24 protein-coding genes are annotated in these 26,067 nt (G+C 69.4%); 12 read left to right on the forward strand and 12 right to left on the reverse strand.

Features of this window, described 5'->3' with window-relative positions:
- Positions 1-179: 179 nt before the first annotated feature.
- From AC1HFH_RS24545 to AC1HFH_RS24565, 5 genes are all read right to left on the reverse strand, one after another.
- Complete coding sequence (locus AC1HFH_RS24545; RefSeq protein WP_480245142.1) at positions 180-2,156, reverse strand: ATP-binding cassette domain-containing protein; 1,977 nt, start codon at positions 2,154-2,156, stop codon at positions 180-182.
- Entirely contained in the window at positions 2,153-4,090 is a 1,938-nt protein-coding gene (gene cydD / locus AC1HFH_RS24550) for a thiol reductant ABC exporter subunit CydD (protein WP_480245143.1), read from the reverse strand. Before cydD ends, AC1HFH_RS24545 begins: the two co-directional genes overlap by 4 nt.
- Positions 4,091-4,094: 4 nt before the next feature.
- On the reverse strand, positions 4,095-5,123 hold the full coding sequence (cydB, locus tag AC1HFH_RS24555) for a cytochrome d ubiquinol oxidase subunit II (protein ID WP_480245144.1): 1,029 nt from the start codon (positions 5,121-5,123) through the stop codon (positions 4,095-4,097).
- A 9-nt stretch (positions 5,124-5,132) separates the two neighbouring features.
- Entirely contained in the window at positions 5,133-6,638 is a 1,506-nt protein-coding gene (locus AC1HFH_RS24560; RefSeq protein WP_480245145.1) for a cytochrome ubiquinol oxidase subunit I, read from the reverse strand.
- Positions 6,639-6,762: 124 nt separating this feature from the next.
- On the reverse strand, positions 6,763-7,647 hold the full coding sequence (locus tag AC1HFH_RS24565; protein ID WP_480245146.1) for an aminodeoxychorismate lyase: 885 nt from the start codon (positions 7,645-7,647) through the stop codon (positions 6,763-6,765).
- A 101-nt stretch (positions 7,648-7,748) separates the two neighbouring features.
- Here AC1HFH_RS24565 and ygfZ point away from each other — a divergent pair, with 101 nt between their 5' ends.
- The 11 genes from ygfZ (at position 7,749) to AC1HFH_RS24620 (ending at position 15,878) form a co-directional block, all read left to right on the forward strand.
- Positions 7,749-8,864, forward strand: coding sequence for a CAF17-like 4Fe-4S cluster assembly/insertion protein YgfZ (gene ygfZ / locus AC1HFH_RS24570; protein WP_480245147.1), 1,116 nt, complete (start codon positions 7,749-7,751; stop codon positions 8,862-8,864).
- Between the two features lie 62 nt (positions 8,865-8,926).
- A complete protein-coding gene (locus AC1HFH_RS24575) occupies positions 8,927-9,604 on the forward strand; it encodes an MOSC domain-containing protein (protein WP_480247967.1) in 678 nt (225 codons plus the stop codon).
- Positions 9,601-10,551, forward strand: coding sequence for an asparaginase (locus AC1HFH_RS24580; RefSeq protein WP_480245148.1), 951 nt, complete (start codon positions 9,601-9,603; stop codon positions 10,549-10,551). The genes AC1HFH_RS24575 and AC1HFH_RS24580 overlap by 4 nt, the downstream gene beginning before the upstream one ends.
- 175 nt (positions 10,552-10,726) lie before the next feature.
- On the forward strand, positions 10,727-10,939 hold the full coding sequence (locus AC1HFH_RS24585; protein ID WP_480245149.1) for a DUF3073 domain-containing protein: 213 nt from the start codon (positions 10,727-10,729) through the stop codon (positions 10,937-10,939).
- Positions 10,940-11,245: 306 nt separating this feature from the next.
- Entirely contained in the window at positions 11,246-11,791 is a 546-nt protein-coding gene (locus AC1HFH_RS24590) for a DUF3558 domain-containing protein (protein ID WP_480245150.1), read from the forward strand.
- Positions 11,792-11,833: 42 nt separating this feature from the next.
- Complete coding sequence (locus tag AC1HFH_RS24595) at positions 11,834-12,223, forward strand: hypothetical protein (protein ID WP_480245151.1); 390 nt, start codon at positions 11,834-11,836, stop codon at positions 12,221-12,223.
- Positions 12,224-12,251: 28 nt separating this feature from the next.
- Positions 12,252-13,649 (forward strand): hypothetical protein, encoded by a 1,398-nt coding sequence (locus AC1HFH_RS24600; protein WP_480245152.1) that lies wholly within the window; start codon positions 12,252-12,254, stop codon positions 13,647-13,649.
- Positions 13,636-14,424: an ESX secretion-associated protein EspG gene (locus AC1HFH_RS24605; RefSeq protein WP_480245153.1), complete on the forward strand. Its 789-nt coding sequence runs from the start codon at positions 13,636-13,638 to the stop codon at positions 14,422-14,424. The genes AC1HFH_RS24600 and AC1HFH_RS24605 overlap by 14 nt, the downstream gene beginning before the upstream one ends.
- A gap of 44 nt (positions 14,425-14,468) precedes the next feature.
- Positions 14,469-14,687, forward strand: a complete 219-nt coding sequence (gene vapB, locus AC1HFH_RS24610; RefSeq protein ID WP_480245154.1) for a type II toxin-antitoxin system VapB family antitoxin — start codon at positions 14,469-14,471, stop codon at positions 14,685-14,687.
- Positions 14,684-15,097 (forward strand): PIN domain-containing protein, encoded by a 414-nt coding sequence (locus AC1HFH_RS24615; protein ID WP_480245155.1) that lies wholly within the window; start codon positions 14,684-14,686, stop codon positions 15,095-15,097. The genes vapB and AC1HFH_RS24615 overlap by 4 nt, the downstream gene beginning before the upstream one ends.
- Before the next feature lie 136 nt (positions 15,098-15,233).
- Complete coding sequence (locus tag AC1HFH_RS24620; protein ID WP_480245156.1) at positions 15,234-15,878, forward strand: hypothetical protein; 645 nt, start codon at positions 15,234-15,236, stop codon at positions 15,876-15,878.
- A gap of 101 nt (positions 15,879-15,979) precedes the next feature.
- Here AC1HFH_RS24620 and purM read toward each other — a convergent pair whose 3' ends face one another.
- Together purM and purF are read right to left on the reverse strand one after the other, a co-directional pair.
- Positions 15,980-17,059 (reverse strand): phosphoribosylformylglycinamidine cyclo-ligase, encoded by a 1,080-nt coding sequence (purM, locus tag AC1HFH_RS24625; RefSeq protein ID WP_480245157.1) that lies wholly within the window; start codon positions 17,057-17,059, stop codon positions 15,980-15,982.
- 110 nt (positions 17,060-17,169) lie between these two features.
- On the reverse strand, positions 17,170-18,789 hold the full coding sequence (purF, locus tag AC1HFH_RS24630) for an amidophosphoribosyltransferase (protein WP_480245158.1): 1,620 nt from the start codon (positions 18,787-18,789) through the stop codon (positions 17,170-17,172).
- Positions 18,790-18,932: 143 nt separating this feature from the next.
- Between purF and AC1HFH_RS24635 the strand changes: the two genes are divergently transcribed.
- Positions 18,933-20,324, forward strand: coding sequence for a YhgE/Pip domain-containing protein (locus AC1HFH_RS24635; RefSeq protein WP_480245159.1), 1,392 nt, complete (start codon positions 18,933-18,935; stop codon positions 20,322-20,324).
- A 143-nt stretch (positions 20,325-20,467) separates the two neighbouring features.
- Here AC1HFH_RS24635 and AC1HFH_RS24640 read toward each other — a convergent pair whose 3' ends face one another.
- The 5 genes from AC1HFH_RS24640 to AC1HFH_RS24660 form a co-directional block, all read right to left on the reverse strand.
- Positions 20,468-20,860 (reverse strand): sterol carrier family protein, encoded by a 393-nt coding sequence (locus AC1HFH_RS24640; RefSeq protein WP_480245160.1) that lies wholly within the window; start codon positions 20,858-20,860, stop codon positions 20,468-20,470.
- A gap of 442 nt (positions 20,861-21,302) precedes the next feature.
- Complete coding sequence (locus AC1HFH_RS24645) at positions 21,303-22,004, reverse strand: CPBP family glutamic-type intramembrane protease (RefSeq protein WP_480245161.1); 702 nt, start codon at positions 22,002-22,004, stop codon at positions 21,303-21,305.
- Complete coding sequence (locus AC1HFH_RS24650) at positions 22,001-23,734, reverse strand: alpha/beta hydrolase (RefSeq protein WP_480245162.1); 1,734 nt, start codon at positions 23,732-23,734, stop codon at positions 22,001-22,003. Before AC1HFH_RS24650 ends, AC1HFH_RS24645 begins: the two co-directional genes overlap by 4 nt.
- 73 nt (positions 23,735-23,807) lie before the next feature.
- On the reverse strand, positions 23,808-25,574 hold the full coding sequence (locus tag AC1HFH_RS24655; RefSeq protein ID WP_480245163.1) for an alpha/beta hydrolase: 1,767 nt from the start codon (positions 25,572-25,574) through the stop codon (positions 23,808-23,810).
- Positions 25,575-25,654: 80 nt separating this feature from the next.
- Positions 25,655-26,062 (reverse strand): hypothetical protein, encoded by a 408-nt coding sequence (locus AC1HFH_RS24660; protein WP_480245164.1) that lies wholly within the window; start codon positions 26,060-26,062, stop codon positions 25,655-25,657.
- Positions 26,063-26,067: the final 5 nt, after the last annotated feature.

The raw sequence follows: 26,067 nt of genomic DNA on the forward strand, positions 1-26,067 counted from the left end.
GCGCACCGCTGGGGAGTCCCGCAGTGGTGGTTGCTAGCGGGCAGCCACCTCACGTGTCCTGGAAATCATCTTCGGACCACCTCCTTCCTTGTGTACCGCCGACGCTAATGAACGAGCGGCATCCCCGGCAACGCATTTTTCTTCCGGTGAAATCCGGCTCGGCCCGATGAGTTCGGCGGTCACCCATCGGTCACCGGCTGAGGTTGCGGTCGGGCCGGGTGGGTGACGGTCGCGGCGCCGCCGGTGACCGTGACGACCGTGTCCGCCCGGCTGTCCGGGGGCAGGTGGTGGGTGACCGCCACGACGGTGCGGTCCGGGGCGACCAGGCCGGATTCCGAGTCGAGCAGGTCGCGCAGCAGGTGCTGGGCGGCGGTGGCGTCGAGGTGTTCGGTGGGTTCGTCCAGCAGCAGCACCCGGGCCGGGGAGATCAGGGCACGGGCCAGCAGGATGCGGCGGCGTTGGCCGCCCGAGACGGCGGCGGCGCCACCGGTTAGTTCGGTGTCCACCCCGTCCGGCAGGCCGTCGAGCCATTCGCCCAGCCCGACGGTGCGCAGGGCGGCCTCGGCGGCCTCCGCGGTGAGGTCGCCGCGGGCCACTCGCAGGTTCTCCAGCACCGAGGTGCCGAACAGGTGCGCATCCTCGGCGAAGAAGATGGTGTCCGGACGTGGTGTGCCGAACAGCCCGGCCCAGTCCATCAGCAGGGTTGTCTTACCCGCGCCGCTCGGGCCGACGACCGCGATCCGACGGCCGTCGGGTAGATCCACCCGTGGCACCGGAACTCCCGAGGCGGGCGCGCCATTCGCAATGGGTTCGACGCCGACACCGTCCTGCGGCGGCGGATCGGCACCGGCGCCGCCGCCCCACTCACCGCCGTCCCGCAACGGTCGGACAGGCGCACCGGTGCCTGCATCGCCGGCCCCGGTGTCCCCTCGGGCCGGATGTGCTGCAGACGGCACCGGCCCGTCCAATCGTTCGGCCACTCCGGGGTAGACATCGACACCGTCCTCGCGCGGATGGCCGACTTCGGACGGCAGCGGCTCGCGGGCCGCAGGATACGGGCGGGTCCGGTCGGCTGCCTCGCCGGGCGCCGGCGAATCCGGCGCGACGGCGGTGAGCCTATGCAGGGCGGCACGGGCGGTGGTGAGGGTGGTGGCGGCAGCGGGCAGCATTCCGACGGCTTCGAATGCGGACAGGGGCAGCAGTACCAGGATGGTCAGTGCCATCGGGGTCATTCCGCCGGGAGTGCCGCCGGACGGGCCGTAAGCGGCGATACCGACGAGCAACGCACCCAGGGTGCTGATCCCGATGGCGAACGGGGTGGTGGCCGCGGCCCAGGCGCTGCGGGCGGCAGCCGAATCCTCGGCGGCGACCGCCCGGTCCGACGCCTCCCGGGCGGTGTGCACCGCATCGTCCAGGCGACCGGCCACCCGCAGTTCGGCGGCGTGATCGAGCACGGTGACCGCACGGGCGGTGAACTCGGCACGGTCGGCGCGGACCGCCCGCTCGGCATCGCTCGCGGCCCGGGCGGTCAGCCAGGGCACGAGCACACCCGCAACCAGCAGCGCGACCGCAAGCACGGCGGCACCGCTCGGCGAAATGGTGGCCAGCAGGCCGACCGCCGCCACCGACAGCACGACCGCGACCGCCACCGGCACGAAGACCCGCACCACCACGGCACCCAGATCATCGATATCGGAACCGATCCGCACCAGCAGATCGCCGCGGCGCACTCCCCGACCGGCGGGAGAGTGCCCGGCCGGATCGGTCCCCGCCGGGGCACCGGATGGTCCCGTCCGGTCGTCGCGGTCCCGCCACCACCAGATGTCGGAGTGCGCGAGCGCGCGGTACACGGTGGTCCGCGCCTCGGTCATCGCCCGCAGCGCCACATCGTGGGTCGCCAGCCGTTCCAGGTAGCGGCACAGCCCCCGGGAAATCCCCAGCGCCCGCACCGCGACCACCGCCACCGTCAGGTCGAGCACCGGCGGCATCTGCCAGGCCCGGGCGATCAACCAGGCCGCCAGCGCTGCCAGGGCAAGCCCCGACCCGAGCGCCAGCACCCCCCACGACACAGCCACCAGCACCCGCCCGGCGGGCACCTGCAGCAGCCGCCACATCCGCCGCACATCGGCCACCAGTGCCGTCGTCACCTCGATCATGAGAGCCCACCTACGTCGAACACCTCGGCCGGCAGACCGCCTGTCTCCGCCGGGCTTTTCCGCCGGGCGGCGACATGCACGATTTCGTCGGCAGCGGCCAGGATCGGGGCCCGGTGGCCGACCAGGACGACCGTGGCGCCTTCGGCGGCGAGTGCGCGGACGGCTGCCAGAACGCGGGCTTCGGCGGCCGCATCGAGGTGGGCGGTCGGCTCGTCGAGCAGCAGCACCGGGCGGCGGGCGGCCAGCACCCGGGTGAGGGCGAGGCGCTGCCGCTGCCCCAGCGAGAGGCCGGCGCCGCCCGGGCCGACCGGGGTGTCCCAGCGGTGCGGTAGCTCGTCGAGCACCGCGTCGAATCCGGTTGCCGCGCTCATCGCCTCGAGTCCGGCGATCCGGGTCGCCGGACCGGACGTCCGGGCGCCGAGCAGTTCCAGGTTCTCCCGCAGGGTGCCGGGCACCAGGACGGGCCGCTGCGGCAGCCACGCCACCCGCGACCACCAGTTCGACAGTTCCGACTCCTCGAGTTCGGTGCCGTCCACGAGAACCTGGCCCCGGTCCGGGGTGATCAGCCCGAGTACGGCTTGCAGCGCAGTCGACTTGCCGTTGCCGTTCGGCCCGGTCAGCACCGTCACTCGGCCGGGTGCTATCACTGCGTCGAGACCGTCCGGCGCCCACCCGTCCCGCGCGGCGACGGAGACCCCCGCCAACCGGATCGGGCCGACGGGTGCCGTCGAACCGCCGACCGGCCGCGCGGCATCGTCGGGCCGCGGTACGCCATCTCGGTCGCTGCCGATATCGGTTCCTCGGGCCGGATCACCCGTCGATCTCCGGCCGCCGACATCGTCCCCAGGCACCCGACCAGGCTCCCAGCCACCGTCAGCCACCCGGCCGGGTGCCCGCGCGCCGAGGTGCCGCGCGCCGTCCGCCTCCGGACCGGGCCGGTCCGCGCTCCCCGTAACCTCGGATCCGTCCAGCACCGCGAAGGCCCGGTCCGCAGCGGCCATCCCGTCCTGGGCGGCGTGGAACTTCTCCCCCACCTGCCGCAGCGGCCAGTAAACCTCCGGGGCGAGGATCAGCGCGACCAGGCCCGCGTACAGGGTCATCTCGCCGTACACCAGGCGCAGGCCGATCGAGACGGCGATCAGCGCAACGCTGAGGGTGGCCAGCATCTCCAGCACCATCGAGGAGAGGAACGCCATCTTCAGTGCCCGCATGGTGCGCACCCGCAGCCCGTCGCCGAGGGCGCGGACCCGCCCGGCCAGGGACGGCCCGTCGGGCGTCTCCCGGCCCAGCGCCCGCAGCGTCGGCATCCCGGCGAACAGGTCCAGCAACTGATCGGAGAGCCGGGTGGCGGCGGTCAGGGTGGCCGCGGCCCGGCCCTGGGTGAGCAGGCCGATCAGGATCATGAACACCGGAATGAGCGGTAGCGTGATGAGTGCGATCACCGCGGAGGTCGGGTCGTGCACCGCCATCACCACCAGCAGCACCGGCGGCACCAGGCAGGCCAGCAGCAGTGCGGGCAGGTATCCGGTGAACCAGCCGCGCAGCCCGGCCAGCCCGTTGCCGACGATCACGGCCAGTTCGGTGCGCCGGGTGTCGAGTTCGCGCGGTGTCATCCGCGCGCCCACCGCCAGCACTGCGGTTTCCAGCTCGGTGACGACCACGGCGCCGGCCCGGTGCGCCAGCCGCGCCTGCCACCAGGCCGCCGCGGTGCGGACCGCGATTGCTGCCCCCAGCACGCCCAGCTCGGGCAGCCAGCCGGCCATCTCCCGCCGGGCGGGATCGGTGATCACCCCGGCCAGCACCCGGGCCAGTACCACGGCAAAGGTGGCGATCGCCGCGGTGATCACCAGCGCCAGCGCGCCTTCGAGCACCAGGTAGCGGCGCATCGATCGGGCGTACCGCCACAGCCGGGGATCCAGCGGCGGGCGCGCCATCCGTTCAGTCCTTCTCGCGCAGCGGCAGCCCGATCGGCTCCGGAATCTGTTCGACGGTGATGCGCTTGCGGAACACCCAGTAGCTCCAGCCCTGGTAGATCAGCACCACCGGGGTGACCACGATGGCGGCCCAGCTCATCACCTTCAGCGTGTACGGCGTGGAGGAGGCGTTGTCGATGGTCAGATCGAACAGCGAGCTGATGGTGGAGGGCAGCACATTCGGGTACAGGGAGCCGAAGAGCAGCACCGAGGCGGCGGCGACGGTGAGCGTGGACCCGGCGAAGGCCCACCCGTCCCGGCCGATCGAGTTGGCCGCCCCGGCGACCAGCAGCCCGAAGACGGCGGCGCCGACCATGAACCAGGTCCAGCCGGTCCCGTAGGCGAGCTGGGTCCACGCCCCGAAGCCACCGACCACGACCGCGGTCGGCACCAGCAGCAGCCGGACCATCCGCATCGCATCGGCCCGCACCGCACCACCGGTCTTGAGCGACAGGAAGATCCCGCCGTGCAGGGCGAACAGCGTCGCGGTGGCCAGGCCACCGAGAATTGCGTAGGGGCTGAACAGATCGGCGACCGAGCCGACCAACTGCTTGTCTTCGTTCAGCGGCACCCCGCGCACCACATTGGCGAACACCCAGCCCCAGGCCAGTGCCGGCACCCAGGAACCGATCGCGATGCCGATGTCACACCACCTGCGCCAGCCGGGATCGTTGATCTTGCCGCGATACTCGATGGCGCAGATCCGCAGGATCAGTGCCACCAGCAGGAGCAGCAGCGCCAGGTAGAACCCGGAGAACAGGCTCGCGTACCACTCCGGGAAGGCGGCGAACAGGGCACCACCGGCGGTGATCAACCACACCTCGTTGCCGTCCCACACCGGGCCGATGGTGTTGAGCACCGCCCGGCGCCGGGCGTCGTGGCCCTTGCCGAGCGGATGCATCAGCATGCCGACGCCGAAGTCGAAGCCCTCCAGCACGAAGTAGCCGGTGAACAGGACCGCGATCAGAACGAACCAGAACTCGGGAAGACTCATCACGGGCTCCTAGTACGCGAAGGACAGTTGTTCGACGGCCGGTTCTTCGGGTGCCCGATGGGCACCACCGCCGCCCGGCTCGTCGGGCCCGCCGGGTTCGGTCGGACGGGTGGGCGCGGGTTCCTCCGGGCCGGCGACGGTGTAGCGGCGGATCAGGTAGAACCACACCACTGCCAGGGCGCCGTAGAGCAGTGTGAACACGATCAGCGAGAACAGCACGGTGGCCGGGGCATGATCGGAGACGCCGTCCTGCACCATCAGCCGTAGATTCTGATCCCCCGTCGGATTGGGCACCACCACCCACGGCTGGCGGCCCATCTCGGTGAACACCCAGCCGGCGCTGTTCGCCAGGAACGGCGTCGGGATGGCCAGCAGGCACAACCAGGAGAACCAGCGCTGATCCGGCACCCGGCCCCGGCGGGTGACCCACCACCCGACCAGCAGCAGCAGGACCGATCCGGCGGCCAGCCCGATCATGGCCCGGAAGGACCAGTAGGTGACGAACAGGTTGGGCCGGTAGTTACCCGGTCCGTACATGTCGACATAGGACTGCTGCAGATCCTGCACCCCCTGCAGGGTGACGCCCTCGAACTTGCCTTCGGCCAGGAATCCCAGCACGTACGGCACCTCGATCACGTGGGTGACGCTGTCGCAGTTGTTGTGCGTGCCGACGGTGAGGATGGAGAACTGCGGATCGGTCTCGGTGTGGCACAACGACTCCGCCGACGCCATCTTCATCGGCTGCTGTTCGAACATCAGCTTGCCCTGCACATCACCGGTCCAGATGATCGCCGCGCCGGAAACCGCGACGACCACCAGCGCGGCCCGGGACACCGGCCGCCACATGGTGCGCGCCTCGGCCAGTTTCGCGGCGTCACCGCTGCGCGCATTGCGCACCATCCACCATCCGGCGATACCGGCCACGAAGGTTCCGGCGGTGAGGAACGAGCCCGCCACGACGTGCGGGAAGGCGGCGAGGGTGGTGTTGTTGGTGAGCAGTGCCCAGATGCTGTCCATCTCGGCCCGCCCGGTCTCCGGGTTGTACCGGGCGCCGACCGGGTGCTGCATGAACGAGTTGGCGGCGACGATGAAGTAGGCGGACGCGTTGACACCGATGGCGACCATCCAGATGGTCGCCAGGTGCACCAGTTTCGGCAGCCGGGTCCAGCCGAAGATCCACAGGCCGATGAAGGTGGACTCCATGAAGAACGCGACCAGCCCCTCCAGGGCCAGCGGCGCACCGAAGACGTCCCCGATGAAGCGGGAGTATTCGCTCCAGTTCATCCCGAACTGGAATTCCTGCACGATGCCGGTGGCGACGCCGAGCGCGAAGTTGATCAGGAACAGCTTGCCGAAGAACTTGGTGAGCCGGTACCAGTGCTCCTTACCGGTGATCACCCAGGCGGTCTGCATACCGGCGACCAATGGCGCGAGACCGATGGTGAGCGGGACGAAGATGAAGTGGTAGACGGTGGTGATGCCGAACTGCCACCGGGATATGTCCAGCACGTCCATCGGACCCTCCAACGATAACTACGACAGGTTGTAGTAATCGTACGCCGGGACCCTCCCGGGGCAACGTGTTCGTCGCCACGACACGCCGCACCAATCGGTATCGATCAGCCTGCCGGGCAGGCGATCACCAGTCGCCGACCGCCCCCGACCGCTCGATACCCCGGTTCACCAGATCGGTGATCTCCTCGACGTTGTCCGGCGCCGAGAGCCGGATCCCGTCCAGCTGATTCACCCGGGCGGCCAGCGTGATGCTGGAGAGCAGCCAGATGCTGTCGCAGTCGTACAGATCCGCGGTGAACAGCGATTCGTACCGGCAATCCCAACCGGCCTTCTCCGCCACCGTGAACAGCGACCGCTGCGTGACACCGGGCAGCACACCACTCTTCGGCGGCGGCGTGATGAGCTGCTTGTCCCGCGCGATCACCACGGTCGATCGCGGCCCCTCCAGGACCCGATGTTCGGTGCTGTGGAAGATCACGTCGTCGGCGCCCATCCGCCGGGCGAACCGCAGTGCCGCCATATTGGTCGCGTAGGACAGGGTCTTGGCGCCGAGCAGCAGCCAGGGCGCCTCCTGGGCGAGATCGGTCGAGATGCCCTTGGCGAGAGTCATCACCGACACCCCTTCGGTGCGGGCCTGCTGCACCCGTTCGGGCACCGGCAGCACCAGGACGTAGCCCGTGGGCGCCGGTGGATCGTTGTCCAGCTCGCTGTCCCGGCCCCGGGTGTAGACCAGGCGCATGATGCCCTCGCGTTCGTCACCCCATTCCAGGGCGGCATCCTCGGCGGCCGAACGCCACCGCGCCAGTTCCGGTTCCGGTAACTCCAGCGCCTGCGCGGAGCGACGCAGCCGGGCCAGGTGGAATTCGAGCGCGGCCGGTAGCCCGTCCCGCACCAGCACCGTCTCGAACACGCCGTCACCGCGTAGTACGCCGATATCGTCGGCGAACAGGAACGGCGCGTCCGCATCCGCGAGCGCGCCGTCGAGTGTGACCAGAACACGATCTCCCATACCGAAAGAGCCTAGGCGTTATCGGTCCGTGATGTCTCGCCGATCACCCACACCCGTCCCGCCTACGGCAGAACCGGGCCCGCGCGCCTACAGTGGGTGGGGTGTCGGTGCTCCAACCTCTCAGCCCATTGCTCCGAACACCGGGCGCCGTGGCGGCCACACCGGATTCTCCGGACGCCGCCGTCGCCTGGCATCTGGGTGATCCGTTCGGCGAACAGAAGGCAGCGGCCGAGCGCGTCGCGGTGATCGATCGATCGCATCGCAGCCTGCTGCGGATCACCGGCGCCGAACGGCTGACCTGGCTGCATACGATCAGCAGCCAGCACATCGCCGAACTGGGCGACGGCCGCAGCGCCGAGAACCTCGACCTGGACCTCAACGGCCGGGTGCTGCACCATTTCGTACTCACCGACCTGGACGGCACCCTGTGGATCGATACCGAGGGTGACCGCGGCGCGGACCTGCTGACCTTCCTGCAGCGGATGGTCTTCTGGGCAGACGCCGCCCCGGTCGCCGCCGACGACCACGCCGTGCTCAGCCTGCTCGGCCCGCAGGCGGACCGGCTGACCGAGACTCTCGGCATCGACGAACTGCCGGCCACCTACGCGGCCCGCCCACTGCCCGACGGCGGCTTCCTGCGCCGGATGCCCTGGCCGACCGCCGATTCCTTCGACCTGATCGTGCCCCGCGACCAGCTGACCGACTGGTGGCAGCGACTGACCGCGGCCGGTGCCGAACCGGCCGGGCTGTGGGCCTACGAGGCGCTGCGGGTCGCCGCGCAGCGGCCCCGGATCGGCGTGGACACCGACGAACGCACCATCCCGCACGAGGCCCGCTGGATCGGCGGCGTCGCCGAACACGGCGCGGTGCACCTGGACAAGGGGTGCTATCGCGGCCAGGAGACCGTCGCGCGGGTGCACAACCTCGGCAAGCCGCCGCGGATGCTGGTGCTGCTGCACCTGGACGGGTCCACCGACGAACGCCCGGCACCGGGCACCCCGATCACCGCGGGCGGGCGCACCGTGGGCCGCCTCGGCACCGTGATCGACCATTACGAACTCGGACCGATCGCGCTCGGCCTGGTGAAACGCAACGTTCCGGCCGATACCGAACTGACCGCCGGGCCGATGGCGGCGGCGATCGACCCCGATTCGGTTCCGGCCGACGACGCCGTGCAGGCCGGCCGGGCCGCCGTCGACAGATTGCGCGGCCGGTGACCGACTCCTGGGCACCGGACCCGATACGGCGTGCCGCCGAACCGCCCGGCGACGAAACCGGCGTGGTCACCGCGGTCTGCGTGGTGCATGCCGAGCTCGCGGCGCCGGGCCGGGTCGGCCGCACCGCCATCGACAAGCGTCCGGTCACCGGCCGGGTCGCAGTGGGTCCACTCGGCCTGTCCGGCGATCACGTCTGTGACACCCGCAACCACGGCGGGGTCCATCAGGCCGTCTACGCCTATGCGCAGGCCGATGCCGATCGTTGGGGCCGGGAACTGGACCGGGAGCTGCCGCCCGGCTGGTTCGGCGAGAACCTGCGCATCGACGGCCTGGCCGTCAGCGACGCCGTCGTCGGCGCGCACTGGGCGATCGGCGACACCCTGCTCGAGGTGAGTGCGCCGCGCGTCCCGTGTGCCGTCTTCGGCCACTGGTCCGGTGAGCAGCAGTGGGTGAAACGCTTCACGCTGCGCAGCGACACCGGCGCCTACCTCCGGGTACTGACCGAGGGCACCGTGGGCTCGGGTGACGAGGTCCGCGTGGTGCGGGTGCCCGAGCACGGGATCACCGTCCGGGATGTGTTCACCGGCGCCGACCCGGACCGGCTGGCCCGGCTGATGGACAGCGAACCGACACTTTCCGCGGATGTCCGCCGCCAGATCGATCGGCATCTGCGCCGACACGCCCGGGCCGGTTCGGCAGCGGCCGCGATCGCCGGCGGCGAACAGGGAGGGCGGCAGTGAGCGTCGAACTGGTCGAAGTGGTCCGCTCCGGCACCCGCGAATGCGTGCACCGCGGTTCGGTGGTGCTCCTGGATGCCGCCGGGGAGCCGGAGCTCGTCCTCGGCGAGGTGCACTTGCCGATCTTCCCTCGTTCGGCCAACAAGCCGATGCAGTCCCTGGCCCTGCTGCAGAACGGTTTCGACCCGGTCGACGATGCCGAACTCGCCATCGCGACCGCATCGCATTTCGGCGAACCCGACCAGGTCGCCCTGGTCCGCCGCCTCCTCGACCGATACGGCTTTACCGAGACGGATCTGGCGTGTCCGGCGGATGTTCCGTTCGACGAACACGCCCGGGCCGTCGCACTGACCACGACCGGACCGAGCCCGGTCTACATGAACTGCTCGGGCAAACATGCGGCGATGCTGGCCACCTGCCTGGTGAACGGCTGGCCGGTGACCGGGTATCGGGAAGCCGAGCATCCACTGCAGAAGGCGGTCGCCGCGACCATCGCGGAGGCCACCGGCGAACCGGAAACCGATCTGGGCATCGACGGCTGCGGGCTGCCGATCGTCCCGGTTGCGCCGGTCAATCTGGCCCGCACCTTCGCCGCCTTCACCACCGCCGAACCCGGCACCCCGCAGCGCCGGATCGCCGATGCCGTCCGCGCCCATCCGCACGTGATCTCCGGCACGAACGCACCTGACCAGCTGATCATGTCGGCCACCCCGGGACTGCTGTGCAAGATCGGCGCCGACGGCATCCATGTCGGCGCGCTGCCGGACGGCCGGGCGTTCGCCTACAAGATCGACGACGGCCACGACCGGGCCCGGATGCCGTTGACGCTGGCGATTCTGCGCCGGCTCGGCATCGACTGGACCGAGACGCACGCCGCACTGGCCGCCCCGCCGGTGCTCGGCGGCGGCGCTCGGGTGGGGGTGATCCGGGCGGTTCCCGGTGTGATTTGAGACTCGGCAAACCCGGCGACAACGGGGCAAACGGTACCGGTTCGGAACCTGATCGCACACTCCTGGAAGCGCGACCGCGCGACACACGCTAAAGTGTCTGTCAGGAAGAGTATTAATTCGAACGGGGCCGCCATCAAACCCCAGGCCGCCCCGCTGTGACGCGAGGGGGTCAGCCATGGGCCGTGGCCGGGCTAAGGCAAAGCAGACCAAGGTCGCACGCGAGCTCAAGTACAGCTCGCCGTCGACCGACTTCGCCAGCCTGCAGCGTGAGCTGTCCGGCAGCCCCAACTCCCAGCGGAGTGGTGGCCTGCTGTCCGATGAACACGATGCAGATGAGTCGATGTCTCGTTGGAACGACGACGATGACTACGACGACTGGCGTCGCTGACCTTGCGGACACATGTACGGGGGAGGCCACAGCGCCTCCCCTTCGTGCGTCCGCCGGGTGCGGCACTGACTGATCGGTCCCCGATCACCCTGCAACGCCTGCGTACAACTGAAAGATGAGAGCCGAGAGCGTCCCGTCACTGTGACAGGGCGCTTTCGGTGTTGATACGACCAGGCTCCCTGCGCCAGGTCCGCTGCCCGGCGGCAAGGTGTGCCAGCGGCTTTCGGCACCCGTCACAAACGTTTGACTGGCTCGTTTCGGGTCCGATAGTTTCGGCTGCACACCTACGTCGGATTGGGGGGAACCATGCGTGCCCTGGGTGCGGTCCTCGGAACCTGTGCGCTGCTCGGCCTCGTCGGCTGTGGGCCGGATGAGACCGGGACGCCGGTCGCCGAACAGACCACTACCGACACGACGCTGACCAAGGCGGACCTTTGGGATCCGTGCACGTTGCCGGATGAGGCTGTCGAGGCGGTGGGGGCTCGGCCGGAGACGGTGAATGATCAGCCGTGGGGGCGGGAGCAGCGAGAGTGGATCGGTTGCGATTGGCAGGCCGACGGATACTACATCGGCGTCCACGCCACGACAGAGGTACGCACGCTTGAGATGTTCCAGGCCGACGACCTATTCCATGATGTCGAGCCTGTCGAGGTGGAGGGGCGAGAAGCCTTCTCCTCGGTCACTGGGCGCGATTTGACCTCGGTCGACAACTGCGGGATCAGCTTCGCTACCTCCAAAGGAACGATCGAGCTTTTCCTGACCGAGCGAGCAGTCGGAGTCGAGAGCAAGCCCGACCTTTGCCCGATCGCACTGGACGCAGCGCGAACGTTGAACTCATACATTCCGCTTTGAGACCTCGTCACCGACTAGAACTGCACGAACAGGGGGACCGTGATGGCTGAGCAGATCCCAATGGCTGACAAGTTCCGGTCACTGGCCACACAGGCAGAGTCCGGCGAACTGATGATCCGCAACGACGTCGCCGAACGGCTTGCCCTCAGGATGGACCAACATATCGACAAGCTCTACGAGTTCCGACGACGAACGTCCGGGCTTGTACGTAAGGACGCGTTCGGCAATGCCCAGTCCGCTCAAGCGCTGGGCGGCAAGTTCGAGGACTTGGCTATCGGCGGTCCCGGCTCCGGGTCACTCCACGACGCCCTTACCCAACGCATCGAAGCCGCCCAGCAGGCCGCGGACATGTTCCGCAAGGCCGGTGCGGCCTACCAAGCACTGGACGACGAACAACGCCGCCGACTTGAACAAGCCAGCGAACAACTATGACCAGCAGCACGGGGGAAGGTGAGCGCCGATGAGCCTGGAATTCTTCCGGGGCGGTCTCCAGGCGATGGCCGGCCGGGCGGTCGAGGGCACGGTGAACCTGTTCAATCCGAACAGCGAGCGCACCGACGAGCAGCGGAACGCCCAAGCCACCGGCAATCAGGACCGCCAGGATCTGTACGCGGAGAACGACACTCTCTCCGCCGGGTTCGACGGCGAATTCGCCCCGCAGGTCGTTCCGCCGGTGATCGAGAACTTCTACGGGTGGACCCATGAGGAGATCATCGAGTTCCTGAACACGATCGACCAGACCGGCGTCTTCGACAGCTCTCAGGACTGGAAGACCCTCGCCGTCGACGTCGGCGATGAAGCCGGTCTACTGCAGCGCGATGTCGATGCGCTGATCGACGAGGACTGGCACGGAGCGGCGGGAACCGCCGCGAAGAACAACATCCGCGAGTTCGTGGCCGGTGCGCACAAGGCGGAGAACGCCGCGCAGTTGGTCGGCAACAAGATCGAAGAGGCCTATACCGGGCTGAACCAGTCCGTCGGGCAGACGCCGCCGGTGCCTGAGGGCAAGTCGAACTCGCTCGGCGCCGCCATCGTGGAAGGGGTGGCTACCGCACTGCTGCCCGGTGCGGGTAGCGCGGTCGATCTGGGGATCAATATGGCCGATGAAGGCCGCGCTTCCGACGCCGAGCAGCGGGCGCAGGAAGTGATGGAGACCGTCTACAAGCAGGTCGCCAAACAGTCCGACGAGAATGTCCCCCTCGTTCCCGGGGTGACCTCGACGGCCGGAACCGGTGACGACGACCGCCCCACGAGCGACACTCCGTGGCAGCCCGGCGGCGGCCCCACCACCGGTTACCCGACCGGCGGCGGCCCCGGTACCGGAGACCCGAATACGGAGACGCCCGGCACCGAAGACCCGGCCGATGACGGAACCGAGGACGACGAGACTCCGGGCTGGGAGAACGAGGACACCACCACACCGACCGGAACCGACAACCCCGCCACCGGTGAACAGCCGGAGACCCCCGGCACCACCCCGGCCGGTACCAACCCGGCCGGGCTCGGCGGCCCGGGCACGCCCGGCAGTGGGCTCCCGAACAGCGGGCTCCCCAGCAGCGGCAGTCCCGGGGGCGGTGCGCCCGGCGGTCCGAGCGCACCGGGTCCGGGGTCCAGCCTGCCGGGTACCGGCAATCCGAATCAGCCCCTGGCGGCCGCCGCCGCGCCGGGCGCCGGCCGCCCGGGTGCCGGGATGCGCGGCGGCATGGGCATGATGCCGCCGGGCGGTGCCCGCGGTAAAGGCGAGGACGACAGCGAGAAGCAGGCGCCCGACTACCTGCGCGGTGTGCAACCGGACCTGCTGCCCGAGGATGTTCCCCAGGTTCCCCCGGTGATCGGAGCCGACTATGACCAGCGGTGACCGCCGCAGTTCCTGGACCTTCGGCCCGACCGCCTTCCACACCGCTTGGCGGGCCATCGGCCGCGACCGGGCCCCGTTCCCGCTGATCGTGCGGCCCGAGGGCGAAACCGAACTCGACCTGGCGCGCATCCGAGCCGAGAAGGCCCGTGCGCTGGACGCGGCCGTCGCCGCCGACGAAACCCTCTACTATGCCCTCGACACCCTGGCCCACCCGCAGGTCCGGGTCGAGCTGCTCAGCTACCCCGACCAGGGCCGTCGGCCGATCCGGATGGCAAGCGGTATCACCGACCGCTACGCCTGCCGCGCCACCCAGAACCCGGACGCCGAGCACCCCGACGACATCCGGCTGTCCCTGTACGCCCGGACCCGGGCGGGCGAAGCCATCGCCGCAACCCTCGGCCGCCTGCAGCCCGGTGCCGAACGCGGCTTCGCCGCCCACCCCGACGACCTGGCCCGTTCCGCCGGCGCCGGCTGGCAGTCCCACACCCGCAGCCCCCGCGAACAGGCCCAGCGCTTCCTCGACCGCCCCTGGCGCCGCTACACCGAACTCCGCGTCGACACCGGCCCCGCCCTCGACGGCTACCGCGAAGGCGGCCGCCACCTGCTGGTCATCGACTACCGAGACGACGGCTCCTACCTCATCACCGCCTCCCCCACCCGCATCGAAGCCGCCCCCTGCACCCCCGCCCACCTGGCCCGCACCCTCGACCGCGAAATCACCCACGCCTTCGAAACCGCCTCCGCGACCCGGCCCGACGGTTACCCAACGAGGTAGCCAACGCCTCTACCTGCCGATATCATAGATATCAGGAGGTGCCAATGACCGACATCCTGATTCGCGGCCTCGACGATTCGACGATCGAAGAGATCGACCGGCGAGCACGTAGCAACGGCGTTTCGCGTACCGAATTCCTCCGACGACGGCTGAACCACGACTTCCAACCGGTCGGCACCGTCACCATCGCGGACCTCGATCGCGTCCGGAACTTGGCGCAGGACCTGACGGACCCAGGGGTCATGCGCGAGGCCTGGTCGTGACCGACCGCCCGTGGCTGATCGATAAGTCAGCCGTGGTCCGGCTTTCCCGTTCCACCGATCCGACAGCCTGGGCGGGACGCATCGAACGCGGGCTCATCCGAATCTGCACGGTCACCGTGCTGGAGATCGGCTATTCTGCGCGGTCCGCGTCGGATCTCGAAGATCTCCTGGATCTTCCCCCCATCGCCCAGATGCCGGTCGAGTACCTCACTCCCACCGCCGAAAGCCGAGCGGTGGACATACTGCGCCTCCTCGCCGACCGCGGTTACCACCGAGCACCGTCGGTACCCGACCTACTGATAGCCGCGATTGCCGAACGCTCCGGCCTTACTGTTCTCCATGCCGACAAGGACTTCGAGCTCATCGCAGACATCACCGGCCAACCAGTCGAACGCCTCGACGCCCGGTGAACCTGCCCCTTCCGGTCACGCTCCGGGTGCGGCCCAGTTCATTCCAGCGGCGGCCACGGCCTCACCGCCGCAAGCGCGGTGAAACGTCGCCATGCCAGCGTACGATCTTGTTCGTAAAGGTTGTCGAGGATTTGGGATGAGAATGAAGGCAGTACTGTCGGTCGTCGTACCGTTGGTGATAGCGGCCCTGGTGGCCGGGTGCGGTGCACCGCAGACCGCAGAACCGGGCACAGGTGGGTCGGCGACTTCCGCATCGCCGATGACGTCGTCGGAGACACTGCCGGGATCGGATGAGCAGCCGGAACCGGACGCCGAGCTCGATACGCCCCCGCCCGGCACCGATCTGGACAACTCGGCACCTCCCGTCGAAACGGTCACAGTGGATCCGCAAAGTTACGCGGTATCGGAGGGCGGCGAGATGCTCCACGCGTTCATCTCCCCGAGCGGGAACATCCACTGCACGATCCGGACGTCCGGTCTACCCCGCGCCACGGGATGCCAGGTCTTCGATTTCAGGATTGCACCACCGGCCGGAGTACGTTCCGATTGCGGGTCTCGTCCGAACCTGGTCATGGCAGCGACGGTTTCAAGCGGCGACGCCCACTTCTTCTGCACCACCCAGGGGATCTACGTCACCCGCGAAGAGCAGCGGAAGGTGCTGCCTTACGGGCATACCCTGGTGACCCGCGGCGTGACCTGCACCTCGCTACGCGAAGGAGTGAAGTGCACCGCCGACGGGCATGGATTCTTGATCGCTGCGGACCGCACCGAACTGATCTGACCGGTCGGGGCGCCGGGCGGTGAACTCAGCATCGCCACCGGGTTTCGAACGCCCACCGCGGTATGCGGCGGCTTCGAACCGGTGGCGATGTGGTCCCTATCTCAGAACCGCGGATGCTCCCCCAGCAACACCGCACGCGGAGCGTCGGCATCGGAAGCAGTCTTGACGGTGCCCAGGGTCCAGCATTCGATGTGCCGCGCGGTGAGGACGGCCAGGGCGCGGTCGGCGTCCTCGGGGGCCACCACGGCCACCATGCCGACGCCCATGTTGAAGGTCTTCTCCATTTCGGCGCGGTCCACCCGGCCGCGCTGGGCGATCATCTTGAACACTGCGGCGGGGCTCCAGGTGCCGCGGTCCAGTTCGGCGACCAGGCCGGCGGGCAGCACCCGGGCCAGGTTGGCGGCCAGGCCACCGCCGGTGACGTGGGCGAAGGTCCGGACGTCGGTTTCGGCGATCAGCGCCAGGCAGTCCTTGGCGTAGATGCGGGTGGGTTCCAGCAGTTCCTCACCGAGGGTGCGGCCGAATTCCTCCACGTAGCCGGTCAGCGACATCCGGTCGATGTCCAGCAGCACCTTGCGGGCCAGGCTGTAGCCGTTCGAGTGCAGGCCGGACGCCCCCATGGCGATCACCACATCGCCGGGCCGGACCCGGTCGGGGCCGAGCACCGAATCGGCCTCCACCACGCCGACGCCGGTGGCGGACAGGTCGTAGTCGTCGGGGTCCATCAGTCCGGGATGCTCGGCCGTCTCACCGCCGAGCAGGGCGCAACCGGCCTGAACACAGCCCTCGGCGATACCGGACACCAGTTCGGCGACCTTCTCCGGGACGACCTTGCCGATGGCGATGTAGTCCTGCAGGAACAGCGGCTCGGCACCACAGACCACCAGATCGTCGACCACCATCGCGACCAGATCCAGGCCGACCGTGTCGTGCTTGTCCAGCGCCTGGGCGACGGCGATCTTGGTACCCACCCCGTCCGTCGACGAGGCCAGCAGGGGCTCCCGGTACCCGCCCTTGAGCGCGAACAGGCCGGCGAAACCGCCCAGCCCACCCTGTACCTCGGGACGGGTGGCCTTCTTCGCCAATGGCCCGAACAACTCGACGGCCCGGTCACCGGCTTCGATATCCACACCGGCCGCGGCGTAGGAGGCGCCGGAACCGCTAGGGGTCTGTTCAGTCATTTTCGGGGGGAGCTCCAAACCGAATCGGCGGATAGATGCCTGCTCACGCTAGCTTATCCGGCGGATCGGCTGGTTCGGACTGCCGATCGCCGGACCGTGAGCCGGGTCTGCTATGGACGGCTGAGCGCGCTGGCGTTGGCGCTGTCCTCCCGCAACAGCTCCGACTCGGTCCGGCCGGTCAGCATGCCCTCCAGGAGGTTCTTGCCGATGGCTTCCTCGCCGGGCAGCGCGATCGGATAGTTGCCGTCGAAACAGGCACAGCACAGCCGGGACCGGGGCTGTTCGGTGGCCGCGACCATGCCCTCGGTGGAGACGTAGCCGAGGCTGTCGGCGCCGATCGAACGCCGCACGTTCTCCACCATTTCGGCGAGGGCCTGCTCGTCGCCGGCACCCGGGTCGGGTTCGGCGCCGGCACCGTTGGCGATCAGTTCCGCACGGGAGGCGAAATCGATGCCGTAGAAGCACGGCCATTTGATCGGCGGCGAGGCGATGCGCACGTGGATCTCCAGCGCCCCGGCCTCCCGCAGCATCCGCACCAGCGCCCGCTGGGTGTTGCCGCGCACGATCGAATCGTCGACGACCACCAGCCGCTTACCGCGGATCACCTCCCGCAGCGGGTTCAGCTTGAGTCGGATGCCCAGCTGGCGAATGGTCTGGCTGGGCTGGATGAAGGTGCGGCCCACGTAGGCGTTCTTCATCAGGCCCTGCCCGTAGGGGATACCGGACCCCTGCGCGTACCCCACCGCGGCCGGGGTGCCCGATTCCGGGACCGGGATCACCAGATCGGCGTCGACCGGGTGTTCCCCGGCCAGCCGACGGCCGATTTCGGTGCGGGTGGCGTGCACAGACCGTCCGGCGATCGTCGAATCCGGCCGAGCCAGGTAGACGTATTCGAAGACGCAGCCCTTGGGCTCCGGGTTGGCGAACCGCGAGGAGCGCACCCCGTCGGCGTCGATGGCCAGCAGCTCGCCCGGCTCGATCTCGCGGACGAAGGAAGCACCGACGATGTCGAGCGCGGCCGTCTCGCTGGCGACGACCCAGCCGCGGTCCAGCCGGCCCAGCACCAGCGGCCGCACACCCCACGGGTCCCGGGCCGCATACAGGGTGTGCTCGTCCATGAAGGTGAGGCAGAACGCACCGCGCAGCTGCGGGAGCAGTTCCATCGCGGCCTGTTCGATGCTGGAGTCGGCGGAGGCGTGCGCCAGCAGCGCGGTGACGATATCGGAGTCGGAGGTGGCGGCGGCCGGCTGCGGGCGGCCGTTGGCGACGCCACCACCGAGCAGGCCCAGTTCGCGGACGCGGTCGGCCAGTTCGGCGGTGTTCACCAGGTTGCCGTTGTGGCCGAGCGCCAGGCCCGAGCCGACCGAGGTGGTACGGAAGATCGGCTGCGCGTTCTCCCAGGTGACGCCGCCGGTCGTGGAGTACCGGCAGTGGCCGACGGCGATATGGCCGGGCATGGCGCCGAGGGTCTGTTCGTCGAACACCTGGCTGACCAGGCCCAGGTCCTTGAACACCAGGATCTGGGATCCGTCCGAGACGGCGATACCGGCCGCCTCCTGGCCGCGATGCTGCAGCGCATACAGGCCGTAGTAGGTGAGTTTGGCGACGTCTTCGCTCGGCGCCCAGACGCCGAATACGCCACATTCCTCACGCGGCTCGTTTTCCGGCTGATCTACGGCCTGGGGGGACGTGGCAGCAGTTGCATCGACCGATGGATCGGCAGAGGTCACCGTTTGCTCCCTGTTCGGGCGGGCTGGGGGCACCCGTCATTCTACGGGGGAAAAGTCCCGCTGCGGACCCGCTCGCGCATCCGGACAGCAATCGCCGCCCGACCTCACCCGGAAATGGGCCGCGCAGCTGTTACCGTGCGGTCGTGACGACGGACGAAAACGCGCACGACGAGGGCGGCGACACCGCTCCGACCGGCGGGAACACCGCCGAAGGGAAGCATCGAGCCACCGGAACCACCCGATCCGCGGCGAGCTTCACCACACCCCCGGACAAACGGTTCCACTGGCCGCGAATTGTGGGCATACCCACAGCCGCGCTGGCGGTGCTGACCACGCTGCTCGCGGTGATGTACTTCGGCTACGTCTCCGACCCGGAGAAGAACCTGCACGACTTCCCGATCGCGCTGGTCAACCTGGATGTCGGCGACGTCTCCCCCGACCCCGATAATCCGGAGCCGGTGAACTTCGGACAGCAAGTCGCCGATGCCCTGATGGAAGGCATCCCGGACGACAAGGTCGACCTGCAACCGGTCGGCCCGAACGAAGCCGATCGGTTGCTACGCGACGCCGAGGTCTACGGGGCCATCATCATCCCGGGCGATTTCAGCAAACGCCTGAGCATTCTCGGCGCCGGCAGCATCGTGCCGGGCGATATCGAGAAACCGATCATCACCCTGCAGACCAGCCCGCGCACCGGCGCCTTCGCGGTCGGCATCGTCCAGACCATCGGCGAGCAGGCGCTGACCGAGGTGAACAAGCAGGTCGGCAGTCAACTCGGTGACACCGTGCGCGCGGAGCTGGGCGATTCGGCCGGAGAGCTCTCCGGTGCGGCGCGGATCGTGCTGGAGTCCCCGGTCGACGTGGTCCACGATGAGTTCCGGCCCCTGCCGGGCGGCACCGGCCAGGGCCTGACCGCATTCTTCTACGCACTGCTGATCCTGCTCGCCGGCATGGTCGGCGCGATGATCATCCACACCATCGTCGACGGTCAGCTCGGGTTCGCACCCACCGAATACGGGCCCTGGTATGTGCACTATCCGCCCGCGGCGATCTCCCGGATGCGCACCCTGCTGATCAAGTGGGGCGTGATGACCGTGGTCGCGCTGCTGGTCTCCGGGATCTTCATGCTGATCGCCCGGCTGCTCGGCATGCCGCTCGACCGGCCGCTGGCGCTGTACCTGTTCAGCGTGCTGTCGATGGTCGCGGTCGGCTGGACCGCACTGTCGATCCTGGCCGCGCTCGGCACCGCGGGCATCCTGGTGAACCTGATCCTGTTCGTGATCCTGGGTCTGCCGTCCTCCGGCGGCACCATCCCGGTCGAGGCCATCCCCAGCTATATGACCTGGCTCGCCGAATTCGAGCCCATGCACCAGGTGTATCTGGGTATCCGCTCGATCCTCTATTTCGAGGCCGGCGGCCCGGCCGGACTGCGCCAGGGCGTCTGGATGTCCCTGCTCGGAATCGCGATCGCAGTCGCGCTGGGGCTGGGCATCACCCGCTTCTACGACCACAAGGGCCTGCACCGGACAACCTGACCGGAACCCCTTACCGGACCGCCCACCTACGAGCGACAACGCCGACCGGCCGACCACGTCGTCGCTCGAAGGTGGGCGGTTTTCTACTCGGCACCTGCCTCCCGTTCCGGGAAAGTGAGCGGCTCGGGCCCGGATCGAACGGTCTATGTCCGGTCGATCGTGGTGATCGGCAGCCAGTCGCCGACCTCCGCGGCACGGGAACCCGAGGCACCGACCGCACCGGATTCGACCGCAGCGGCGAAGTCCAGCAGACCGGTCGCCAGCAGCAGCCAGGTGCGTGGATCGGTTTCGACGACATTCGGCGGCGTCCCCCGGGTATGCCGCGGCCCCTCGATGCACTGCACCGCGACGAACGGCGGCACCCGCACCTCCACCGAATGCCCGGGAGCATCCCCGGCCAGCGCCCGTGCGGTACTCCGCACCGCCGCCCCCAGTACCTTCCGACCCGGCTCGGCGGCCGCACCGGTCAACCAGTCCACCACCGCCAGCACATCCGCCCGCACCTGCGCCGGATCCACCGCATCCCGTCGTGCCATAACCGGAAAATCTACCGGCCCGCCCACCACCGGGCTGACCGTCCCGCCAGGGGGGGCATGCACTCCTGCCACCGGCACGCCCCCTGCCACGCATATCCGGATGCGTGCCTGGCGGAGGAGGTTGCCGTTTTCCACCACTCTTCGCCCAACAACGTGCGAACGCGCAATTCCGGTCCGAAAGTGTCGAACTATGGCAGTCGACGGCCGGCGTCCCACAGTCAGCCACGACTGCCGCGACCACAGTCGGCACCGGCTCACCAGCCGGAACGCGGCACTACCGGCTACCGATTACCTGAGGGCGCCGCCGATATTGCCCCCCTCGCGAGCGAGTGCGGGTGCCACAGCGCTACCGACGCGGCACCGCAACCCGAACCCCCAGCCGGCCACGGCTGCCGCAGCCACGATCGGCAGTGGCTCACCGGCCGACACGCGGCACTGCCGGCTACCGGCCGGGCAAAACGGCCGGGACCCCGGCCCCCAGCGGCCGCACGGGGTCCGGATCGGGCACGCTTCGGCGCGAAGCAACCAGCCGGGTCGCGAGGCGGCCTACGAGGGCGCCGCCGATATTGACCGCCGCGTGTGCGAGCGCGGGTGCGGCGGCGCTGCCGGTGTGGCGGCGCAGCAGGCCGAATCCCCAGCCGGCGGCGGCGGTCACGATCACCGTCGGCAGCACCGGATCACCGGCGGAACGGGCCGGATATATGTGCCAGACGCCGAAATTCGCGGCGCCGAGCAGGGCGCCGAGGCGGGGGCCGTAACTGTGTTCCAGCAGCGGGTCCAGGGTGGCGCGGAAGAGCAGTTCCTCGGTGTAGGAGGTGCCGAACGGGATGTGCACCGATACCCATTCCGCGACGGCGATTTCCGCAGTGGGTACGGCGCGGTCGGCGATCCGGTCCCGGGCCGCCGGTACGGCGAGGGCGAGCACACATCCGCCGACCACTGCGGCGACGGCCCCTATTCCCCAGCGGAATCCCTTGAGCGAGACCCAGTTCGGTTGCCCGCCGAACACTTCGGCGTAGCCGAGCGCGAAAACGATTCCGGCGGCGGTGCGCCCGCGATGCGGCAACCTCAGTCGCGGCAGCACCAGCGTGCTCCACAGCGGCGGCAGCGCCTGTGCGGCCAGTGCCCGGACCTGCCCACTCATTTGTAGGTCCGTTCCAGCTTCTCCTGGGCGACCAGTTCCGTCCGCACCTTCTCGGTCAGCTCGGGTGACCAGTCCGGCGGCGGCGCGATCGCCAGCCAGCCGTCGAGGACCAGCGTCCCGTACCGGTGGCCGTGGCCGTCGCTGACGCCCTGTGCATTGGTCAGGTCGGCGGTGACCTGCCAGAAGGTGACGAACGGGGCCCAGCGCATCTGCCCGGACACATCACCGCCGCGCGGTTCGGAGAGCCAATCCGGTTGGGAGAAGATCAGATCCGGCGACCACCAGACGATCGGGTCGGACGGGTGCTGCAGATAGGCGATCCGCGGTTCGCGCCACTCGCTCGGCGGCTCGGTCAGATCGGTTCGATCGGCGGCGAACCGCACGACCAGGCCGTCGGCGTACACCGGGGCGACCTCCGGGGAGCCGGGATCGCGCCGGGTGACGAACTGCCGCCACAACCGATTCGAGTTCGGCGGCCCCACCCACAGCGCACCGTCCACCTGCTCACGCAGCTGGGCCAGTCCGTCGAAGGCCGCCTCGGAACCCTGCGAACCCAGGCTCTCGCCGTAGACCAGCAACGTCGGCCGCTGTTCCGCGGGCCGGGTCACCCAGTGCGCGTACACCTCGTCGAACAGGTCCCGGCCCGCGGTCGCGGCCTTGCTCCGGTCCGCCAGGAACGACAGCGGACTGGGCAGATAGGAGTACTGGGTGGCCACCAGCGCCGTATCGCCACGGTAGAGGTACTCGATCGCCGCCGCGGCGGTCGAATTCACCCAGCCGGTTCCGGTGGTCGTGATCACCACCAGCACCTGCCGGTCGAACGCACCGGCGCGTTCCAGTTCCGCCACCGCCAGCTCCGCGGGAGTTTCGTCCCCAGTGGTCGACTCCAGGCCGACATAGGCGCGGATGGGTTCCCGGGCGGGCCCGCCGGTGACGGTTTCGATTCGGGCGGCATCCGGCCCGTGTGAGACGAACCAGCGGCCCTCGAAACCGAGGGTGTCCCAGTCCGCCAGCGAATCCGGGCTGCCCGACCGTTGCGGTGACTCCGGACGGACGGCGAATTCCGAGGTCCGGTCGTTGCTCACGCTGAACGCCGAGTTCGCGACCGCGAAGAAGGCCCGGGTGGCGACACCGTTGAACAGCGTCACCACCAGGACCACCAGCACCAGCGCACCGGCGGCCGGGGCCAGCTCCCGAGGGATCCGCACCCAGCGATTGAGCTGGCGGGCCAGGTACAGAACGATCGCCCGCACCGTCCGGTACCCGGCGACGATGGCCACCCCGACCGCCAGGCTCAGGAATCCGGTGCGCAGATACGCCGGGGTGGTGGTCCCGGCCATATCCATCAGCGCGGTGATCTCTCGCTGCCAGCGTGCCGACTGCACCAACATCACTGCCGCCGTGAGCGCCGACCCGGCCAGCAGGACCGATTTGACCGTGTAGCGTGCCCAGCCCGGCAGCTCCGGTAGCGTGATCCGCGGCCGGATCCACAGCCGATACGCCCATTCCAGCAGGCAGCCCAGCCCGTAGCCCAGGGCGGCGTTGATCCCGCTGATCAGGCCCTGGAACAACCAGTCCCGCGGCACCAGCGACGGCGTCACCGAGAGCGCGAAGAACAGGGTGGCCACCACCAGACCCGGGTAGTTGAGATCGATGATCTCCTCGGCGCGCCGCGCCACAGCGACACCGCGCGTACGCAGTCTCGCCACGGTCGAAGCGGTGCCGGACACTTCAACAGTATGGCGGCGGTGTCCGACACATGGGCGGGATGCGGGCGGCGGCACGCGGAACAAGCGACCAGGATCACTTCACCCGGCGTTCGTAGGCCGCCGACTCCTCCAGGTGGTTCCGGATCCGTTCGCCGAGTTCCGGTGTGTAGTCGGGAGGTTCGGTGATCGCCACCCAGGCGTCCAGCACCAGGGTGCCGTAGCTGTGGCCGTGCCCCTCGGTGACCGACTGTGCCTGCGGCAGATCCGCGGCGACCTGCCAGAAGGTGACGATCGGATACCACGACATCGCCGGGGAGACATCGGGGCCGCGATGTTCGGCCAGCCAGTCCGGTTCGGTGAACAACAGATCCGGGGACCACCACACCACCGGGTCGGATGCGTGCTGCAGGTAGACGATGCGGGGCTCGGGCCAGTTGTCGGACGGCACGCCGAGCCGCGCAACGTCCGGCGCGAACCGGACGGTGAGCCCGTCGGCGTAGATCGGTGCGATCTCCGGGGAACCCGGGTCACGCCGGGCGACGAACTGTTCCCACAGCCGGTTGGAGTTCGGCGGCCCCACCCACAGCACTCCGTCGGTTCGGGACCGCAGGTCCGGCAGGCCGTCGAATGCCCCCTCGGAACCCTGCGACCCCAGGCTCTCCCCGTACACCAGCAGCTCCGGGCGCCGCTCCGGGGCCAGGGCCGACCAGCGGGCATACACCGCATCGAACAGTGCCTCACCCATCGCCATCGATTTGTCCCGGTCCGACAGGAAGGACAAGGCGCTGGGCAGATAGGAGTACTGGGTCGCCACCACCGCGGTGTCGCCACCGTAGAGCAGCTCGACCGATTCCACGGCGGTGGAGTCCACCCAGCCGGTGCCGGTGGTGGTCACCACGACCAGCGCTTCCCGGTCCCAGGCCCCGGTGCGGTCGAGTTCGGCCACCGCCAGTTCGGCCTGGGCCCGGGTGCCGTCGGCGGACTCCAGACCGGTGTAGACCCGGATCGGTTCGCGGGCCGGCTGTCCGGTGACCTCCTCGATGGTGCTCGCGGCGGGCGCATAGGAGACGAACCAGCGCCCCTCCGAGCCCAGGGTGTCCCAGGGCGCCAGCGAATCCGGGCTACCCGAGCGTTCCGGGGCGAGCGGCTGCTGCGCATTCGGCGAGGTGTGCCCGTTGCGGACGCTGAAAGCGGTGTTGGCGGCCGCGAAGAAAGCCTGTGCAAGAACCCCTTCGACCAGCAGCACCGTCAGCACCGCGACGACGGCGGCACCGAGTGGCGCGGCCACCCGGCCCGGTACCCGGACCCAGCGGGACAGCTGCCGGGCCACCCAGCCGGACATCGCCCGCAGCCGCCGGGCGAACCAGATCAGCAGCACCAGAACCAGCAGGCCCATCAGCACAGTGCGCAGGTAGCCGCTACCGGACGGCGGGTCCATCTCCATCAGATCGGTGATCTGCCGCTGCCAGCGCGCCGACTGCAGCACCATCACCACGGCGAAGCCGAGGCAGACCACCAGCACCGCCACCCGGATGCCCCCGGCGAACCGGTCGAGCGGTCCGGTCACCGCGTCCGGCACGGTCAGCCGCGGCCGGATGCCGCGCCGATATACCCACTCCAGCGCGGTCCCGAGACCGTAACCGATCGCCGCATTGATTCCGCTGACCAATCCCTGGAAGAACCACTCCCGCGGCAACAGCGACGGCGTCATCGAGAGCCCGAACAGGACGGTGGCCACCACGACACCGAGATAGCTCGGATGGAAGAACCGCTCGAGTGCGGCACCGGCACGCACCAGCCGGGCCCGGGCCGGCGCCGGTTCGGCCGGATCTGCCCGTTGCACTGCCGTCTCGGTGCTCACACCCAGCCACGGTACGCGGCGACCGGCCGTCGGCCGGGTACCACACGGAGTCCCGACCCGAACAGCACCCCGAAGGCGGATCAGCCGATCGCGGTCTCGTGCACCGTGCACCACCGGAAGCCGCGGTCAGCAGTACCCGAAGCGGCCAGCACCGCGGTCACCCGGCGTTCGGTGGTGGTTCCCTCGACTCGGTGGCGCTCCAGGAAGCGCACCACGATCGCGCCGTCGACGGCGGCCGGTTCGGTGATGTCGTCGATCTCGATCATCAACCCCGGCCGGGTGTTCCGCGCCCCGCGCAACCCGGCCAGCAGGTCGTCCCGGCCGATCACCGCTCCCGTCGTGGTGACCAGGGTGAAGTCTTCGTGCTGGGCCGCGGCGAAGCGCCGGAACACCTCGGGCGGGGCAGCCGAGCCCAGCCAGGCCGCCAGGTCCGCGTGCAGGGCGCGCACCTCGGCGGCGACTTCGGGCCGGGCGGTATCCGGGCGCACGCGGA

The organism is Nocardia sp. KT25-26, from assembly GCF_056627695.1.